This window comes from Janibacter sp. HTCC2649 (genome assembly GCF_000152705.1).
GTDB lineage: Bacteria > Actinomycetota > Actinomycetes > Actinomycetales > Dermatophilaceae > Knoellia.
Genome location: NZ_CH672413.1, coordinates 3697847 through 3714333, shown reverse-complemented (window position 1 = coordinate 3714333; position 16487 = coordinate 3697847). Strand labels below are relative to the sequence as shown.

General features: G+C 70.0%; 15 protein-coding genes. 6 read left to right on the top strand and 9 right to left on the bottom strand.

Annotated elements, in window-relative coordinates:
- Positions 1-498: 498 nt before the first annotated feature.
- From JNB_RS17775 to JNB_RS17755, 5 genes are all read right to left on the bottom strand, one after another.
- Entirely contained in the window at positions 499-1587 is a 1089-nt protein-coding gene (locus tag JNB_RS17775; protein WP_009777913.1) for an adenosine deaminase, read from the bottom strand.
- Entirely contained in the window at positions 1587-2876 is a 1290-nt protein-coding gene (locus JNB_RS17770; RefSeq protein WP_009777912.1) for a thymidine phosphorylase, read from the bottom strand. Before JNB_RS17770 ends, JNB_RS17775 begins: the two co-directional genes overlap by 1 nt.
- 40 nt (positions 2877-2916) lie before the next feature.
- Complete coding sequence (locus JNB_RS17765; protein ID WP_009777911.1) at positions 2917-3315, bottom strand: cytidine deaminase; 399 nt, start codon at positions 3313-3315, stop codon at positions 2917-2919.
- Positions 3308-4510: an amidohydrolase gene (locus tag JNB_RS17760; protein WP_009777910.1), complete on the bottom strand. Its 1203-nt coding sequence runs from the start codon at positions 4508-4510 to the stop codon at positions 3308-3310. The genes JNB_RS17765 and JNB_RS17760 overlap by 8 nt, the downstream gene beginning before the upstream one ends.
- Positions 4511-4618: 108 nt before the next feature.
- Entirely contained in the window at positions 4619-5176 is a 558-nt protein-coding gene (locus JNB_RS17755) for a GbsR/MarR family transcriptional regulator (protein ID WP_009777909.1), read from the bottom strand.
- A 41-nt stretch (positions 5177-5217) separates the two neighbouring features.
- Between JNB_RS17755 and JNB_RS17750 the strand changes: the two genes are divergently transcribed.
- Together JNB_RS17750 and JNB_RS17745 are read left to right on the top strand one after the other, a co-directional pair.
- A complete protein-coding gene (locus JNB_RS17750; protein ID WP_009777908.1) occupies positions 5218-6144 on the top strand; it encodes an ABC transporter ATP-binding protein in 927 nt (308 codons plus the stop codon).
- Positions 6141-7733 carry an ABC transporter permease gene (locus JNB_RS17745; protein WP_009777907.1) on the top strand — a complete coding sequence of 531 codons (1593 nt, stop codon included), beginning with the start codon at positions 6141-6143 and terminating at the stop codon, positions 7731-7733. Before JNB_RS17750 ends, JNB_RS17745 begins: the two co-directional genes overlap by 4 nt.
- Positions 7734-7745: 12 nt before the next feature.
- Here the strand turns inward: JNB_RS17745 and JNB_RS17740 are convergent, their stop codons facing one another.
- Positions 7746-8825 carry a mannose-1-phosphate guanylyltransferase gene (locus tag JNB_RS17740; RefSeq protein ID WP_009777906.1) on the bottom strand — a complete coding sequence of 360 codons (1080 nt, stop codon included), beginning with the start codon at positions 8823-8825 and terminating at the stop codon, positions 7746-7748.
- A gap of 39 nt (positions 8826-8864) precedes the next feature.
- On the opposite strand from JNB_RS17740, the gene manA reads away from it, so the two are divergent.
- The 3 genes from manA to JNB_RS17725 all read left to right on the top strand — a co-directional run bounded on the left by manA (position 8865) and on the right by JNB_RS17725 (position 12619).
- Positions 8865-10049: a mannose-6-phosphate isomerase, class I gene (gene manA, locus JNB_RS17735; protein WP_009777905.1), complete on the top strand. Its 1185-nt coding sequence runs from the start codon at positions 8865-8867 to the stop codon at positions 10047-10049.
- Positions 10050-10133: 84 nt separating this feature from the next.
- Complete coding sequence (locus JNB_RS17730) at positions 10134-11300, top strand: glycosyltransferase family 1 protein (RefSeq protein ID WP_040883962.1); 1167 nt, start codon at positions 10134-10136, stop codon at positions 11298-11300.
- A gap of 68 nt (positions 11301-11368) precedes the next feature.
- A complete protein-coding gene (locus tag JNB_RS17725; protein WP_009777903.1) occupies positions 11369-12619 on the top strand; it encodes a D-alanyl-D-alanine carboxypeptidase family protein in 1251 nt (416 codons plus the stop codon).
- 12 nt (positions 12620-12631) lie between these two features.
- Here JNB_RS17725 and JNB_RS17720 read toward each other — a convergent pair whose 3' ends face one another.
- The 3 genes from JNB_RS17720 to trpS are packed head-to-tail and all read right to left on the bottom strand — an operon-like array spanning position 12632 to position 15301.
- A complete protein-coding gene (locus JNB_RS17720) occupies positions 12632-13744 on the bottom strand; it encodes a YihY/virulence factor BrkB family protein (protein WP_009777902.1) in 1113 nt (370 codons plus the stop codon).
- A 2-nt stretch (positions 13745-13746) separates the two neighbouring features.
- Complete coding sequence (locus JNB_RS17715) at positions 13747-14259, bottom strand: 2'-5' RNA ligase family protein (RefSeq protein ID WP_009777901.1); 513 nt, start codon at positions 14257-14259, stop codon at positions 13747-13749.
- 10 nt (positions 14260-14269) lie between these two features.
- Complete coding sequence (trpS, locus tag JNB_RS17710; RefSeq protein ID WP_009777900.1) at positions 14270-15301, bottom strand: tryptophan--tRNA ligase; 1032 nt, start codon at positions 15299-15301, stop codon at positions 14270-14272.
- A gap of 31 nt (positions 15302-15332) precedes the next feature.
- Here trpS and galK point away from each other — a divergent pair, with 31 nt between their 5' ends.
- Positions 15333-16487, top strand: a complete 1155-nt coding sequence (galK, locus tag JNB_RS17705; protein WP_009777899.1) for a galactokinase — start codon at positions 15333-15335, stop codon at positions 16485-16487.

The following is a 16487-nucleotide window of genomic DNA, read 5'->3' as shown; positions in this document are numbered from 1 at the left end:
CGTCTGCGGAAGTGGCTGCTAGAACCACCGCATCCGCAGACGCAAGCGGGCTCGAGGAGAGGGGTCAGCCCTGCCAACCGCGCGTGCGCAAGAGCCCTGCGAGCGCGTCGAAGAGCGGATCAGGATCGCATCTGTCGCATCCTTCGCAGTCCAACGCCGGGTTTCGTGGAGTCGCACTCCCGAGAGCGGCTGGTTCTCATGCCCCTTGGGCACCCAGATGTGGATCACGGGCTCGATGTAGCCCGTCAGTCCATCTGACTCCAGCGCGGTCATCCCACCCAGTCGAGCACCGGGACCAGCAGCAAGCAGTGCCTCACGCCACTTCGCCTCGCCACTCGTCGCCACCCCGCGGCTCACCCCTGCGTCGCGAGGGACCGACAGTGGAACCACTCCACACCGCTCATCGATGAGTGCTCAACGGCATACCCAACGTCTGCGGAAACGGTCGCCAGAACGACCGCATCCGCAGACGCAAGGGGGGAAGGGAGGGACCTGAGCTCAGGTTGCTGCGGACAACGCGGCATACCCCGGCTTGACGACCCGCTCGATGATCGCGAGCCGCTCGTCGAACGGGATGAAGGCCGACTTCATGGCGTTGATCGTGGCCCAGCGCAGGTCGTCGAGGGTCCAGCCGGCCTCGTCGACGAGGAGCTGCATCTCGCGGGTCATCGACGTACCGGACATGAGCCGGTTGTCGGTGTTGATGGTGACGCGGAACCGCAGGTCCTTGAGCATCGTGATCGGGTGTGTCGCAATGGACTGCGCCGCGCCCGTCTGCAGGTTGGACGTCGGTGCCATCTCCAGAGGGATACGACGATCACGCACGTATGCCGCGAGCAGACCGAGCGTGTGCGTGTCACCTTCGCTCGTGATGTCGTCGATGATGCGCACCCCGTGCCCGAGGCGGTCGGCGCCGCACCACTGGATCGCTTCCCAGATGCTCGGCAGGCCGAACGCCTCACCGGCGTGGATCGTGAAGTGGGCGTTCTCGCGACGGAGGTACTCGAAGGCCGACAGGTGGCGGCTCGGCGGGAAGCCGGCCTCGGCCCCGGCGATGTCGAAGCCTCCGACTCCCCGGTCGCGGTAGCGCACGGCGAGCTCGGCGATCTCGTCGCTCTTGGCGGCGTGCCGCATCGCGGTGAGCAGCGAGACCATCCGGATCGGGGTGCCCGCAGCAGCGGCCTCGGCCTCACCCTCGCGCAGACCCTCGAGGACTGCCTCGACGACCTCGGTGAGGGCGAGCCCCTTCTCGACGTGGAGCTCGGGGGCGAAGCGCGACTCGGCATAGACGACGCCGTCGGCGGCGAGGTCGACGGCGCACTCGCGCGCCACCCGTCGCAGCTCGTCGGGTGTCTGCATCACGGCGACGGTGTGGCTGAACGTCTCGAGGTAGCGCACGAGCGAACCGGAGTCGGCGCTGTCGCGGAACCAGCGCCCGAGCTCCTCGGCATCGGTGGCGGGCAAACCGTCGTAGCCCGACTCGGCCGCCAGCTCGATGATCGTCTGCGGTCGCAGACCACCGTCGAGGTGGTCGTGCAGCAGCGCCTTGGGCGCGCGCTTGACGATGGCAGCGGGCACAGCACCCATCAGGAGATCCTGTCGATGACGAGGGGAAGCAGGTCGGGGCGCGAGCCCTCGGGGGCGATGGTGAAGCCGCCCTCGAGTGCCTCCTTGGCCCGCTCGAACTTCTCGGGGGTGTCGGTGTGGAGGGTCATGAGCTTCTCGCCGCCGCGCACCGTGGCGCCGGGCTTGAAGTGCAGCTCGATGCCGGCACCGGCCTGCACCGGATCCTCCTTGCGCGCGCGACCTGCGCCCAGGCGCCAGGCGGCGACGCCCACGGCATACGCGTCGAGCTGGGTGAGCACTCCATCAGCGGGAGCGAGGATCTCTTCGGTGTGCTTGGCGACGGGGAGTTCGGCATCGGGGTCGCCACCCTGGGCGGCGATCATCCGGCGCCAGGCATCCATGGCGCGACCGTCCTTGAGCGCGGCACCCACGTCGTCACCGTCGCGACCGGCGGCCTGGAGCATCTCCTGCGCCAACCGGACGGTGAGTTCGACGACGTCCTCGGGCCCGCCACCGGCGAGCACCTCGATCGACTCGCGGACCTCGAGCGCGTTGCCGGCCGTGAGGCCCAGGGGCGTCTGCATGTTGGTGAGCAGCGCGACCGTCCTGACGCCAGCGTCGGTGCCGAGCTCGACCATCGTGCGGGCGAGCTCGGTGGCGTCCTCGCGGTTCTTCATGAACGCGCCGGAGCCGACCTTGACGTCGAGGACGAGCGCTCCGGTGCCCTCGGCGATCTTCTTGCTCATGATCGAGCTGGCGATGAGCGGGATGGCCTCGACGGTGCCGGTGACGTCGCGCAGGGCGTAGAGCTTCTTGTCGGCGGGCGCGAGGCCGGTGCCGGCGGCGCAGATGACGGCCCCGACGTCGTCGAGCTGGCGCATCATCGCCTCGTTGCTCAGGTCGGCCTTCCACCCGGGGATCGACTCGAGCTTGTCGAGGGTCCCACCGGTGTGTCCCAGGCCGCGGCCGGAAAGCTGCGGAACGGCGACGTCGAAGACGGCGACCAGAGGTGCCAGCGGCAGGGTGATCTTGTCACCCACACCACCGGTCGAGTGCTTGTCAGCGGTGGGACGCGACAGGGACGAGAAGTCCATGCGCTCTCCACTCGCGATCATCGCCGCGGTCCAGGTCGCGATCTCTCGACGGTTCATCCCGTTGAGGAGGACCGCCATCGCCAGCGAGCTCATCTGCTCGTCGGCCACGGCTCCGCGGGTGTAGGCATCGATGACCCAGCGGATCTGGTCGTCGCTCAGTTCGTGCTTGTCCCGCTTGGCGGTGATGACGTCGACCGCGTCGAAATTCTCGCTCATGGCGTCATCATGTCACCCGGCGAGACCACGCGAGGATGGCTCAGGGACGCTGCGCGAGGTTGTCCGGACCGAACGCCTGGGGCAGCACCTGAGCCATCGTCTGGACGCCCTCGGGCGTCATGAGCTGGCAGGCCGCGCCGCCGTTCTCCCACAGCAGCTGACGACAGCGGCCACAGGGCATGAGGGCCTCTCCACGACCATCGACGCAGAAGACCGCGACGAGCAGTCCGCCTCCCGTGGCGTGCAGCTCGGAGACCATGCCGCACTCGGCGCAGAGCGTCACGCCATAGGCGGCGTTCTCGACGTTGCACCCGGCGACGATGCGACCGTCGTCGGTGAGCCCGGCGACGCCCACCCGATAGTTCGAGTAGGGCGCGTAGGAATGAGTGGTCATCTCGATTGCCCTGTCGCGCAACACATCCCAGTCGATGTCACTCATGCGTGCTTCCTTCGTTCTTGACGGTGTGGGCCACGACGACTGAGGCGAGCAGCCGTGCTCCGCAACTGATGGCGTCCTCATCGATGACGACGTCGCCCTGGTGCAGGTCATAGGTGCGGCCACCCGGCGTGCGGGTGCCGAGGCGGGCCATCGCGCCGGGCGCGTGGGAGAGGTACCAGCTGTAGTCCTCGCCACCCAGCGACTGGACGGTCGGCGCCACCTGCAACCCCGAGCCGAGGCACGCGAACCGCAGCGCGTCGATGGCGTCCGCCTGGTTGACGACCGGTGGCACGCCCTTGATCCGCTCGAGCCGGGCCGTCACGCCATAGGGGGCAACGACGCCCTGGACGATCTCGTCGAGGAGAGGTCCGACGGTGAGCCAGGCATTGGCGTCGAGCATGCGCAAGGTGCCACTGCACTCCCCCGTGCTCGGGATGACGTTGCTCGCCGTCCCGGACCGCACGACGCCCCACACGAGTGCGGCTCCGGCGCGTGGGTCGAGGCGGCGGGACAGCGCGGCGGGCACGTCGGTGACGACCTTGGCCAGCGCGTAGGTCAGGTCCTCGGTCAGCTGCGGACGCGAGGTGTGGCCACCCCGTCCGGTGAGGTGGACGCGGATGTGGTCGCAGGCAGCGGTGATCGGCCCCTCGCGCAGACCGACCTGGCCCACGTCGAGCGACGGGTCGCAGTGGACGGCGAAGATCGCGTCGACCCCCTCCATCGCACCCTCCGCGATCGCCTCGTGAGCACCGCCGGGGATGACCTCCTCGGCCGCCTGGAAGATCGCCCGCACACCGGTCCCGCGCTCGAGCAGCACCTGCTCGTGCTCCTTGAGAGCCAGCATCGCTCCGAGGAGTGCGGTGACGTGGACATCGTGGCCGCACGAGTGCGCAACACCGTCATTCGTCGACGCGAACGCAAGGTCGGTCTGCTCCTGCACGGGGAGCGCGTCCATGTCCGCACGCAGAGCGACCCGGTATGCCGCCTGCTCGGCTCCGAGGTCGGCCACCAGTCCGGTGCCGGGGAACCGCCGCACGCGAACGCCCGCCTGCTCGAGGCGATGGGCGATGACGTCGGTCGTCCGGGTCTCGAGTCGCGACAGCTCGGGGTGGGCGTGGAGGTCGCGGCGGATCTCGATGAGTTCAGGAAGCGCCGACACGACGCTGGCGCCGAGGGCTGTGAGGGTGTCAGTCATGGGACCGCCCATCGTACTGGGGGTGCCACCTGCTCCCCTTGCGTCTGCGGATTCGGTCGCCAGAACCGCCACATCCGCAGACGCAACAGGGAAGGAAGGGGGCGGCGGTCACCGGGCGCGCTTGTAGGCGTCCCATCGGTGGATGATCCCGCTCATCTCCACGGTGACGAACTCGAGGAACTCCTGGGACAGCTGCAGCCGAGCTCCGGCAGCGGTCTCCGCGCCGAGGTGCTGCACACCGTCGGAGAGCGCCGCGATGATCGGGGCGTAGATCTGGTCGGTGCTCGTGAGGGCGCCGTGCCACGCGTCGTCGAGGACGACGAACACGTCCTTGCGTCCGCCACGTTCGCGTTCGCGCCGGAGCAACCCGACGTGTCCGAGGTAGCGCACCGCTCCCGAGACGGCTGCCGCACTCACGGACAGCTCTTCGCTGAGCTCGGCCGCGGTCATCCGCCCGTCGTCGTCGACGAGGAGAGCGGCGAAGACCCGCGACGGCATCGGCGGGAAGCCCGCGAGGGACAGGGCCGCACCGAGTCGCTCGACGACCGCGTGCGACTCGTCATGACTCACCGCGGCCGGCCCGTCGCCAGCCCTGCGGGCGGCGGTGCGGACGGCGGCGCGAACGGGCTCACGAGAGGCGGACACGGACGACGAGCGAGACGGCATACGCAAAGTTTATAGCATTCACGTTTTTGTGAAAACGGTGTATGTTCGAAGTCGTGAACACCGTCATCGAGACACGCGACCTCCGCAAGACCTTCGGCGCCACCGTGGCGCTCGACAGCCTCGACCTCACCGTCCCCGAGGGTGAGGTCCATGGGTTCCTCGGCCCCAACGGCGCCGGCAAGTCCACCGCCATCCGCATCCTCCTCGGCCTCACCAAGGCGGACTCGGGCCACGCCTCACTCCTTGGCGGAGACCCGTGGACCGACGCGACCGAGCTGCACCGACGGGTCGCCTACGTCCCCGGCGACGTCGCGCTGTGGCCCAACCTCACCGGCGGCGAGACCATCGACGTCCTGTCCACACTGCGCGGGGGCATCAACGAGAGCCGACGGGCCGACCTCATCGAGCGGTTCGAGCTCGACCCGACCAAGAAGGCGCGCTCCTACTCCAAGGGCAACCGCCAGAAGGTCGCCCTCATCGCCGCCCTCGCCTCGGACGCTCCCCTCCTCATCCTCGACGAGCCGACGTCCGGCCTCGACCCGCTCATGGAGCGCGTCTTCCAGGATGAGCTGCGCGCTGCCCGGGCCCGCGGCCACTCGGTGCTGCTGTCGAGCCACATCCTGAGCGAGATCGAGCACGCGTGCGAGCGCGTCAGCATCGTGCGCGCCGGCCGCATCGTCGAGTCCGGCACCCTCGCCGACCTGCGCCACCTGTCACGTTCGACCGTCCACGCGATCGTGAAAATGCCTGTGGGACAGCAGATTTCGCAGTGGACAGGTGTTGAGGACGTCCTCGTCGACGAGTCCGGCACCGACATCCGCTTCTCCGTCGACGCGGCTCACGTCGGCGATGCCGTGAGCCGGCTCGACCAGCTCGGTCTCACGACCCTCACCTGCGAGCCCGCGAGCCTGGAGGACCTCTTCCTGGCGCACTACAGCTCGTCGCCCGAGGACGTGACCGTGGCATGAGCAGCCTCACCGGCACCGGCACGCTCCTCCGCCTCGCCTGGCGACGCGACCGGATCCTCATCCCCACGAGCCTGCTCGCCCTGACGGCCCTCTCGGTCGGGTCCGCGCAGGCCACCATCGACCTCTACCCCACCGACGAGGCTGCTCGCTCCGGACTCGGAGCCGTCCTCGCCAACCCGTCGATCATCGCGATGTACGGGCCCATCGGTGCCGAGAACCGCGACTCCCTGTCCGTGTTCAAGACGGTGCTCATGGGTGCCGTTTTCGTCGGACTGTTGGCGTATGCCGTGGTGCGCCGCCACACGCGCGTCGAGGAGGAGGTCGGTCGCCTTGAGCTCGTGGGCGCGGGCGTCGTCGGGCGCCGGGCGCCGCTGACCGCCGCCATGACCCTCGCCTCCCTCGCCGTCGTCGGGGCCGGACTCCTGTCGACGGTCGGGCTCATTGCCGTGGGCCTCGACGCCACGGGGTCGATCGCCATGGGCGTCGCCTGGGTCATCGCCGGCTTCGCGATGGTCGGCATCACCGCGGTCGCCGCCCAGCTGACGACGAGTGCCCGCGCCTGTGCCGGCATCGCACTCAGCGCCTTGGCGGCCATGTTCGTCATCCGCGCCATCGGTGACACCGCAGGAGGTTCGGTCGAGGTGATCTCGTGGGCCAGTCCCCTGGGGTGGGCCTCCAAGGTCGGCGCCTACGGGGCAAACCGGTTCTGGATCCTAGGCCTCGCCGTCCTGCTGGCCGGGGCGCTCGTGAGTCTGGCCTTCTCGTTGCTCGACCGCCGTGACATCGGCTCCGGGGTCTTCCCGTCGCGCCCCGGTCCGGCCCGGGCCGGGGCGAGCCTCGGCACTCCCCTGGGTCTCGTGTGGCGCCTCGACCGTCCGGCGGCCATCGGCTGGCTGGCCGCCTTCGTCATCCTCGGCGCGGTCCTGGGTGGGTTGGTCACCTCGGTCGCGGACATGGCGTCGGACCAGTCCGTCGTCGACATGCTCAAGAAGCTCGGCGGCAGTGCCGGCACGATCACCGACATCTTCCTCGCGACCGAGCTCGCCTTCGTCGGCATCGCTGCCACGGCGGCTGGCATCTCGCTGGCCCTGCGCCCTGCTGCCGAGGAACGCGCGGGTCGGGCCGAACCCATCCTCGCGACCGCCACCTCACGCACCTCGTGGCTCGGCGCGCACGCCCTGCATGCCTTCGCCCTCCCGGCAGCCCTCCTGTTGGCACTCGGCCTCGTCGTGGCACTGGTCTCCGGCGGTCAGGGTGACGTGCCCGGCATGGGCGCGCTGCTCGGCGCCGCCGCCGCTCGGCTCCCGGCGATCGCGGTCATGGTGTCGGTCGCACTCCTTGCTGCTGCCGCAGTGCCGAGCCGGGCCTCGGCCATCGGTTGGGGTGCGCTCGCCGCGGCCTTTGGTCTCGGCGAGCTCGGCACGACGATCGGCCTGCCTGACTGGATCGTCACGATCTCGCCCTTCGCCCATGTGCCTCAGCTGCCGGGAGGTGCGTGGTCGGCCACTCCGACGATCGTGCTCTGCGCCATCGCCGCAGCGCTCACGGGACTGGCCTTCACGGCATACCGGCTCCGCGACGCCGCCTGACCCCCACGCGCGTCACGTGAGGTCGGTGCGGCCCAACTCCTTGAGCTGCTCGACGATCCTCTTGACGTCCTGAGCGCGCTCGCGGGTCGTCACGAGCACCGCGTCACCCGAGTCGATGACGACGACGTCCTCGAGCCCGACGACGGCGATCGGACGCCCACCGCGTGGCGACACCAGCCCGGTCGAGTCGACCGAGTGGACCAGCGAGGCGTCGCCCAGGATCCGTGGCCCCTGATCAGGCTCGGGCAACAACGAGGCCAGGCTCGAGAAGTCACCGATGTCGTCCCAGGCGAAGTCACCGGGCACCACAGCGACCACACCGATGTCCGAAGCGGGTTCGGCGACGGCGTGGTCGATGGCGATCTTCTCGAGCGTCGGCCAGATCTCCTCGAGACGCTCCGGGGCTGCCGCGATGGCACGCACTCCGTCGGCCAGCTCGGGGTGCCAACGGTGGAGCAGGTCGAGCAGGGACGCGGCACGCACGACGAACATCCCTGCGTTCCAACGGAACTCACCCGTCGACAGGTAGGCGGCGGCGCGGCGGGCATCGGGCTTCTCCACGAACTGGCGCACCCGCCGGGCCGTGGCTGCGCCCGAGATCCGCGTCCCCATCTGGATGTAGCCGAAGCCCGTCGACGGATGGGTCGGTTCGATCCCGATCGTCACGACGAGTCCGTCACGGGCGACCTCGACGGCCTCGGCCACGCACGCCTGGAAGGCCGCAGCGTCGGGGATCACGTGGTCGGCAGCGAAGGACCCGATGATCGCGTCGGGGTCCTGGGCCTCCACGACCGCGGCGGCCAGGCCGATCGCCGCCATGGAGTCGCGTGGCGCCGGCTCGGCGAGCACCTGCTCGGCCCCGAGCGAGGGCAGCTGTTCGCGCACGGCGACCGCGTGGGCAACCCCGGTCACGACGACGACCCGTTCCGCGGCCAACGGCGTCACGCGGTCGAGGGTCTGCTGCAGGAGGCTTCGGCCCGAGCCGGTGAGGTCGTGGAGGAACTTGGGGTGGCCGGCACGCGAGAGCGGCCAGAGACGTGTCCCGGCTCCGCCAGCAGGGATGACGGCCCAGAACCCGGCAATGTCTGACATGGTCGTCAGGCTAACCACCCCGACACCTACGATGGCCCGATGGATCTGCTGGAGCCGGTGCTCTTCACCGACGCCTGGGGGTCGCACGTGTCGATCGCGAGCCTCCAGGGACGCAACATCCCGAGTGCCGAGCCCGAGTCCGAGCTATGGATGGGCGCCCACGAGAGCGGCCCGTGCGGCATCACCCGCGATGGGGTTGCCACCACGCTCACCGACGTCATCCGTGCCGACCCGGCCCGCGAACTCGGCGAGCAGTGCGCCGCCGACTACGAGAACCGGCTGCCCTTCCTCCTCAAGGTCCTCGCCCCGGGGCGAGCGATCTCCATCCAGGCGCACCCGACCGCCGAGCAGGCCCGTGAGGTCCGCGAGCGCGATGCCAGGACGAGCCACGTCGACGCGACCTATGTCGACGACTGGGCCAAGCCCGAGATGCTCATTGCCATCGCTCCCTTCACCGTCTTCGTGGGGATGCGCACCCCCGACGAGGTGGCGTCCCTGGCCAAGCGGTTGGCCCTCCCCCGGCTGACCGCCCTCGTCGAGGCGGCCGTCAACCAGCCCAACCCCTCGCACGCCCTGCTCGACGCGATCCTCGCGACGCCCGCGAGCGAGCACACCGCCTTTGCACGCGAACTCGTCGCCGCCTGCGTGCGGGTCTCGGCCAGCCCCGACGACGAGGGCCACCAGTGCGCCGCCATCGCCCGCGTCGCCGAGGACCACCCCGACGACATCGGCCTCGCCGTCCTCCTGCTCATGTACCACCGGGTCCTCGAGCCCGGCGACTACATCGACGTGCCCGCGGGCGTTCTCCACTCCTATGTCAGTGGCCTCGGCGTCGAGGTGCTCGCCAACTCCGACAACGTCGTTCGTGCCGGACTCACCGGCAAGGAGCTCAACGTCCCGGAGCTCCTGCGCATCGTCGACCCCGATGCCGACGGGAGCGTTGGTCACGCCGAGCCCGACCCGCTGCTCCCCGCGACCCAGCAGTTCCCGAGCCACTCCGACCGGTTCGCCCTGCGGCGGCTCCACGCTCCGAACGAGGTCCCGATCCCGGGCAACGGCACGCCCCGCATCGTCTTCTGTCTCCACGGCGACGTCACCCTCACGTCACGCAAGGCGACCCTCACGCTGGGACCGGTGCGGGCGGCATACCTGTCAGCGCAGGACCACGACGTCACCGTCACGGGCAGTGGCGAGGTCTTCCTCGTCACGCTGCCCGGGGTGTGAATACTGACTGACGTTCACCCAGAAGCCACCTGACGCACCTCCGCAGGCTGCCGGGACACCATGCGCCCCCGGGACCGTGGACCCATGCGAGTTGCCATGGTGACGGAGTCGTTCCTCCCCACGCTCAACGGCGTCACCACGAGCGTGTGCCGCGTGGCCCAGTCCCTGCGCGCCCTCGGCCACGAGGCTCTCATCATCGCGCCGGGCCCGGCGCCGGCGACGTTCGAGGGGTTCAAGGTCCACGGGCTCCCGTCGATCAACGTTCGTCAGTTCCCGACCGGGGTGCCGACCCCGGCTTTGCGCAGGACCCTCGAGGAGTTCGGGCCCGACGTCATCCACGCCGCCTCGCCGTTCGTGCTCGGTGCCCGCGCCCTCCAGCTCGCGGACCACACCAACACCGCGGCGGTCGCGATCTACCAGACCGACATGCCGAGCTACCTCGCGCAGCACGGCCCGGGTCGGCTCGGTGCTGGTGCCGCGAATGCTGCGTGGCGCTGGATCCGGCGCATGCACGCGCACGCGGACCTGACCCTCGCCCCGTCGCGCCCCACGCTCGCGGAACTGCGATCTCACGGCGTGCCGCGCACCGACCTCTGGGCCCGCGGCGTCGACACGAGCCTGTTCTCGCCGCGCTGGCGCACCGATCCCGGGACGCTCGAGCTGCGTCGGGCGCTGGCCCCCAGCGGTGAGGTCGTGCTCGGCTACGTCGGACGGCTCGCCCCCGAGAAGGAACTGTGGCGCCTCACCGAGGTCGCGCAGATCCCCGGCACTCGCCTCGTCATCGTCGGCGACGGCCCGAACCGCGCCCAGATCGGGGCCCAGCTCACGGAGGCCGTGGCATCGATGCCCGGACGCCCCAACCGCTCACCCGTCTTCCTCGGTCGCCAGTCCGGTGACGACCTTGCCCGCGCGTATGCCGCGTTCGACGTGTTCGTGCACACCGGCACCCGCGAGACCTTCGGCCAGACCCTCCAGGAGGCCGCCGCCTTCGGGTTGCCCGTCGTCGCTCCGGCGCGCGGTGGCCCCCTCGACCTCGTCGACCACGGCCGGACCGGTCTGCTCTTCGACCCCGACCTCCCCGGCTCGCTGCACGACCACGTCGACGCGCTCGTCGGTGACGCGGCCTGGCGCACGACCCTGGGCGCGAACGCCGAGGAAGCCGTCCGTGGCCGCTCCTGGGACAGCCTCACCGAGCAGCTCGTCGGGCACTACGAGGCTGCGCGCACTGCCCGCGCCCACCGCGCCGCCTGACCCCTGTCGTCCCGTAGGGTCGTTCGGTTGGTCCGTTTTCCCTGGCGGATCGGCCGAGAGGAGCGTCGATGCGCAACGTTGCGCTCGCCGTCACCACGACGGCCCTCGTCGCGGCTGCCCTGACGGCGGCTGCGTCACCTGCCCTGGCCACACCAAACCCCAGCCCGACCAGCCCGACCCCGGCGCCCAGCGTGAGCGCCAGCCCGGCCCTGCCCCGTGTTCCTGACCTCCTCGATCCCGAGCTCAGCGTCGGTGGTCCGCGCCTGGCGCAGATGAACTCGGTGATCGTCGACACCCCGACCGGTGTCCCTGCGCCGCCCGACGTGAGTGACGTCGCGTGGCTCATCGCCGATGCCGACACCGGGGAGATCCTCGCTGCGAAGAACCCGCACGCCCACCTCCTGCCGGCAAGCACCCTCAAGACCCTCACCGCCATCCACCTCCTCCCACGCCTCAAGCCCACGGCCGTCCGGACGGCCACGACCCTCGAGTCGAACGCCGAGGGCACCCGGGTCGGCATGGTCGCCGGCGGGACCTACACGGCGGCGCAGCTCTTCCAGGCTCTCGTCATGTCGTCGGGCAACGACGCCGCCTACGGTCTCGCCGAGCTCAACGGGGGCCTCGCCAAGACGGTCACGGAGCTCAACGGGCTCGCGGCCGAGCTCGGCGCGCACGACACCGTCGTGGCCGACCCCAGCGGTCTCGACTCCCCGGGTCAGTACAGCAGTGCCTACGACCTCGCTCTGTTCGGGCGGGCGGCCATCGCCAACCCGGCCTACCTCAAACTCGCCTCGACCAAGACGGCGACCTTCCCGGCGGCGACCTCCCGCTCCTCGCGAAGTCGGTCGAGCTATGCCATCGGCAACCACAACCGGCTTCTGTGGAACTACCCCGGCACGATCGGCGTCAAGAACGGCTTCACCAAGGCCGCGCACCGCACCTTCATCGGCGCGGCCACCCGAGGCGGCAAGACCTACATCGTCACGGAGATGTACGGCACCGGCAGCAGCTGGCGGCCCGCTGCCTCGTTGCTCGACTGGGCCTTCGCCCACGGCGCCGTCGCGAAACCCGTGGGCCGGCTCGTCGACCGCGGTGAGGTCCCGCAGGCGCCCACGGCTGCTGAGCCGAAGGCCCCGGCAGCGCAACCTGCGGGAGAGCCCGACGTGGCGGCCGCCCTCACCTCACCGACCGGCGACGTGACGCCCTCTTTGCTGCCGCTCGTCGGAGGCGCGGTCCTGCTCGCCCTGGTCCTCGGCACGCGCGGGAGGCGTCGCCGGCAGCGACCTGGGCCGGCGTCCTCCGGGCGACACCGGACCTGATCGGGCCTGGCGTCAGCGGCGGCTGGTGACGCGGCGCAGCAGTCGGGTCGCCGCACCCAGACCGAGAGCGGTCGACGCGCCGAGAGCCGCACCCAACGCCAGGTTGACCCGGTCCTCGGCTCGCCTCGCGGCCGGCGCAACAACGCGGTCGGTATGCCGTGTCACCGGGTTGGACTCCGACGTCACCCCTTGCGCCTGTCGCGTCACGGACTCGGCAGGCTGGGGCCCCTCGAGCAGCTTGGTGCGCTGCCCTTCGGTGAGTTCCGCACCCGCCTCGAGCGGGAGCGAGTTGGCGCTCCACGCGGCAGCGAGCAGCACGATGCGGGACATGAAGTTGAGCCAGGCGAGCAGACCGACGACGAGGGCGATCGACGCGAAGAGAGGGTTGCTCGTGGTGCCGGCGATGACGGTGGCGCCCAGCACCTTGAGGAGGGTGAGGCCGACACCGCCGATGACCGCACCACCGATGAGACCGCGACGAGGCACGTCCACTCCGGACAGGAGGCGCAGCATGACGAGCACGACCAGCCCATCGAGGACAGCACCGACGACGAAGGCGATGACGCTGAGCAGCCACGCCTGACCGCCCAGTCCGATCGCTTCCGCGACCCACGACGTTGCGGCCCCGGCGATGCCGGTGACAGCGGCCGACACCACGATCGCCATCCCGAGGATGACGAGCACGCCGAGGTCCCGCAGCTTGGTGGTGACGAAGTTCCCCGGCTGCCCCTCCACCCCGAAAATCGTTCGGATGCCGTCGCGCAGGGCACCCAACCAGCCGAGTCCCGCGAACAGGAGTCCCGCCAGACCGATGAGTCCGGTGACGGTCAGCGTGTCACCGGAGGGAATGGTCAGGGGGATGAGCCCCTCGGTGCCGCCGTCCTGGATGAAGCCGGGCAGAGTCTGATTCAGGTAGTCCTTGATCTCGTCGAGCCACTGCGGGTTGCCCTGCAGCAGGACACCGAAGACGGTGAACGCGAGGGCCACAGCGGGGAAGATCGAGAAGAAAGCGAAGTACGTGACCCCTCCGGCGAGCAGGTTGCCCCGCGCGTCGCCGTAGCGCTTCCAGGCTCCCCAGAGCCGGGTCCGTTGCAGGTCGGCCCACAGCTTCTTGACCCGGTCCATGCTCAGCCCTCCAGGGTGAACGTCGACAGGGGGCGCCACACGCCGTCATCGTCCTGGTGATACAGCTCGAAGGTCGTGACCTCGAAGGTGCAGCGGAAGTCGACGAGCCCGTCGAAGGCAGCGTCGAGCTGCTCCTCGCCGAGGTTGTGGGCGATCGTGACATGCGGGTGGTAGTTGAAGTCGAGGCGCCGCACCACGGGGCCGTTGCGCACAGCGGTCTCGAGGAGCTCGCACTGCGAGATGCCCGAGGACACCTGGACGAAGACGACCGGTGACAGGGGCCGGAAGGTGCCCGTCCCCGACAGCGTCATGCCAAAGGGTGCGTGGGTGCCGGCGACGACCTCGAGGTGCTGCTCGAAGTCGTGGAGCGACGGCGCGTCGATCTCGGTGGGCGGCAACAGGGTCACGTGGGGCGGGATGAACCGGGCCAGCGGATCGCCGAAGCGGTCGCGGGCCTCCTGGAGCGCGGCCCCGTGAGGTTCGGGAACCGTGATCGCCACGCCGTGGGTGGGCATGCGCTCGACCCTATCGGGCGGCGGGGAGAAGGCCGACGTGCTCACGCACGCGAACCATGGTCGCCTGCGCGATGACACGCGCACGCTCGGCACCGGATGCGAGGATCCGGTCGAGCTCGGCGGGATCGTCGAGCAGCTCTCCCATGCGCGCCTGGAACGGCTCGACCGCAGCGACGACGACGTCGGCCACCTCCTTCTTCAGATCGCCGTAGCCCCGACCCGCGAACGACGCCTCCAGGTCCTCGATCGACTGCCCGGAGAGGGTCGAGTGGATGACGAGGAGGTTGGAGACGCCAGCCTTGGCTTCGGTGTCGAACCGGATCTCCGCGTCGGTGTCGGTCACGGCCGACCGGATGTTCTTGGCGATCTTGGCCGGCTCCTGCATGAGGTCGATGAGACCCTTCGGCGAGGAACCCGTCTTGCTCATCTTCGACGTCGGGTCCTGCAGGTCCATGATCTTGGCCGCGCCCTTGACGATGTAGGGCTCGGGCACGACGAGGGCCTCACCGAAGCGGGTGTTGAAGCGTCCGGCGAGGTCGCGGGTGATCTCGAGGTGCTGGCGCTGGTCCTCACCGACGGGCACGAACGCCGCGTCGTACATGAGGATGTCGGCGGCCATGAGCATGGGATAGGTCAGCAGGCCCACATTGGCGTTCTGGCCCTTGGCGGTCTTGTCCTTGAACTGCGTCATGCGCCGCGCCTCACCATCGGCGGTGAGGCAGTTCATCACCCAGCCGAGCTCGGCGTGCTCCGTGACGTGGCTCTGGCAGAACACCGCGGAACGCTCGGGGTCGACTCCACCGGCGATGAACTGGGCGGCCGTCTTGCGGGTCCGCTCGCGCAGCACGGCAGGGTCGGTCGGCACCGTCAGAGCATGCAGGTCAGCGACGAAGTAGTAGGCGTCGAACTCGTCCTGCAGCTTGACCCACTGGACCAGCGCTCCGAGATAGTTGCCGAGGTGGAGTGAGTCGCTGGTGGGCTGCATCCCGGAGAGGATCCGGGGAGCCGCCGTGGGTGCGTCGGGTGCGGACATGCGCGTCATTGTGTCAGGTGGCCCCACCTAGACTCGCAGCGTGCCGCGCCTCACGAAGACCTTCACTGCCCGCTTCGGTCACGCCCCCGAGGGTGTGTGGTCCGCGCCCGGGCGGGTCAATCTCATCGGAGAGCACACCGACTACAACGGTGGCCTCGCGCTCCCCATCGCTCTCCCGCACCGCACCCGCTGCGCCGCGTCGCCCCGCGAGGACGACCTGCTCCGGATCCACTCCCTCCAGGACGACGCGTTCGTCGAGGTGCTCATCCAAGACGTCGCACCCGACATGCCCAAGGGTTGGACGGCCTACGTCGCCGGTGTTCTGTGGTCCCTGCGGGAGGCCGGGTATGCCGTGCGCGGGCTTGACGTGGTCGTCGACGGCCAGGTGCCCCTCGGGGCGGGCCTGTCCAGCTCGGCGGCCCTGGAGTGCTCCGTGGCAGCCGCCGCGTCGGACCTCTTCGGACTCGACCTCCTCGGTTCCGTTGAGGGGCGCTCTGCGCTTGCCGCAGCCTGCCAGCGGGCCGAGAACGACATCGCCGGCGCTCCGACCGGTGGCATGGACCAAGCCGCCTCGATGCACGCCACCAAGAAGCACGCCCTGCGCCTCGACTGCCGCGACGGCGCCACGACCCAGGTGCCGTTCGACCTGTCCGCACACGACTTCACCCTGCTCGTCACGGACACCCGCGCGAGCCACGCGCTCGCAGACGGTCAGTACGGCGCCCGTCGCGACTCCTGCGAGACGGCCGCCGACGTCCTCGGTGTCGAGTTCCTTCGCGACGTCGATCCCTCGGCCCTCGACGAGGCCCTCGCCAAGCTTCCCGATGACGTGCTGCGTCGACGCACCAGACACGTCGTCACCGAGATCGCCCGGGTCGACGAGGTGGTCGAAGCACTGCGACAGGGTGACCTTGCCGAGGTCGGGCGCCTGTTCACCGCCTCGCACGAGTCCCTCCGTGACGACTACGAGGTGTCGTGCACCGAACTCGATCTCGTCGTCGACACGGCCCTCGCCGAGGGCGCCCTCGGTGCCCGAATGACGGGTGGCGGTTTCGGTGGTTCGGCCATCGCGCTGGTGCCGGCCGCCGACGCCGAGCGGGTCACGGCGGCGATCGCTGCCGCGTTCGCCAACGCCAAGCTCACGGCGCCAATCTCGTTCTCCGTCACCGCTGCTGGCCCTGCGGCCAAGGACTGA

Coding starts and splice junctions, on each gene's coding strand:
- JNB_RS17775 (WP_009777913.1), bottom strand. CDS start 1,587: ATGGGTGCTGTGCCCGCTGCCATCGTCAAGCGCGCGCCCAAGGCGCTG.
- JNB_RS17770 (WP_009777912.1), bottom strand. CDS start 2,876: ATGAGCGAGAATTTCGACGCGGTCGACGTCATCACCGCCAAGCGGGAC.
- JNB_RS17765 (WP_009777911.1), bottom strand. CDS start 3,315: ATGAGTGACATCGACTGGGATGTGTTGCGCGACAGGGCAATCGAGATG.
- JNB_RS17760 (WP_009777910.1), bottom strand. CDS start 4,510: ATGACTGACACCCTCACAGCCCTCGGCGCCAGCGTCGTGTCGGCGCTT.
- JNB_RS17755 (WP_009777909.1), bottom strand. CDS start 5,176: ATGCCGTCTCGCTCGTCGTCCGTGTCCGCCTCTCGTGAGCCCGTTCGC.
- JNB_RS17750 (WP_009777908.1), top strand. CDS start 5,218: ATGTTCGAAGTCGTGAACACCGTCATCGAGACACGCGACCTCCGCAAG.
- JNB_RS17745 (WP_009777907.1), top strand. CDS start 6,141: ATGAGCAGCCTCACCGGCACCGGCACGCTCCTCCGCCTCGCCTGGCGA.
- JNB_RS17740 (WP_009777906.1), bottom strand. CDS start 8,825: ATGTCAGACATTGCCGGGTTCTGGGCCGTCATCCCTGCTGGCGGAGCC.
- manA (WP_009777905.1), top strand. CDS start 8,865: ATGGATCTGCTGGAGCCGGTGCTCTTCACCGACGCCTGGGGGTCGCAC.
- JNB_RS17730 (WP_040883962.1), top strand. CDS start 10,134: ATGCGAGTTGCCATGGTGACGGAGTCGTTCCTCCCCACGCTCAACGGC.
- JNB_RS17725 (WP_009777903.1), top strand. CDS start 11,369: ATGCGCAACGTTGCGCTCGCCGTCACCACGACGGCCCTCGTCGCGGCT.
- JNB_RS17720 (WP_009777902.1), bottom strand. CDS start 13,744: ATGGACCGGGTCAAGAAGCTGTGGGCCGACCTGCAACGGACCCGGCTC.
- JNB_RS17715 (WP_009777901.1), bottom strand. CDS start 14,259: ATGCCCACCCACGGCGTGGCGATCACGGTTCCCGAACCTCACGGGGCC.
- trpS (WP_009777900.1), bottom strand. CDS start 15,301: ATGACGCGCATGTCCGCACCCGACGCACCCACGGCGGCTCCCCGGATC.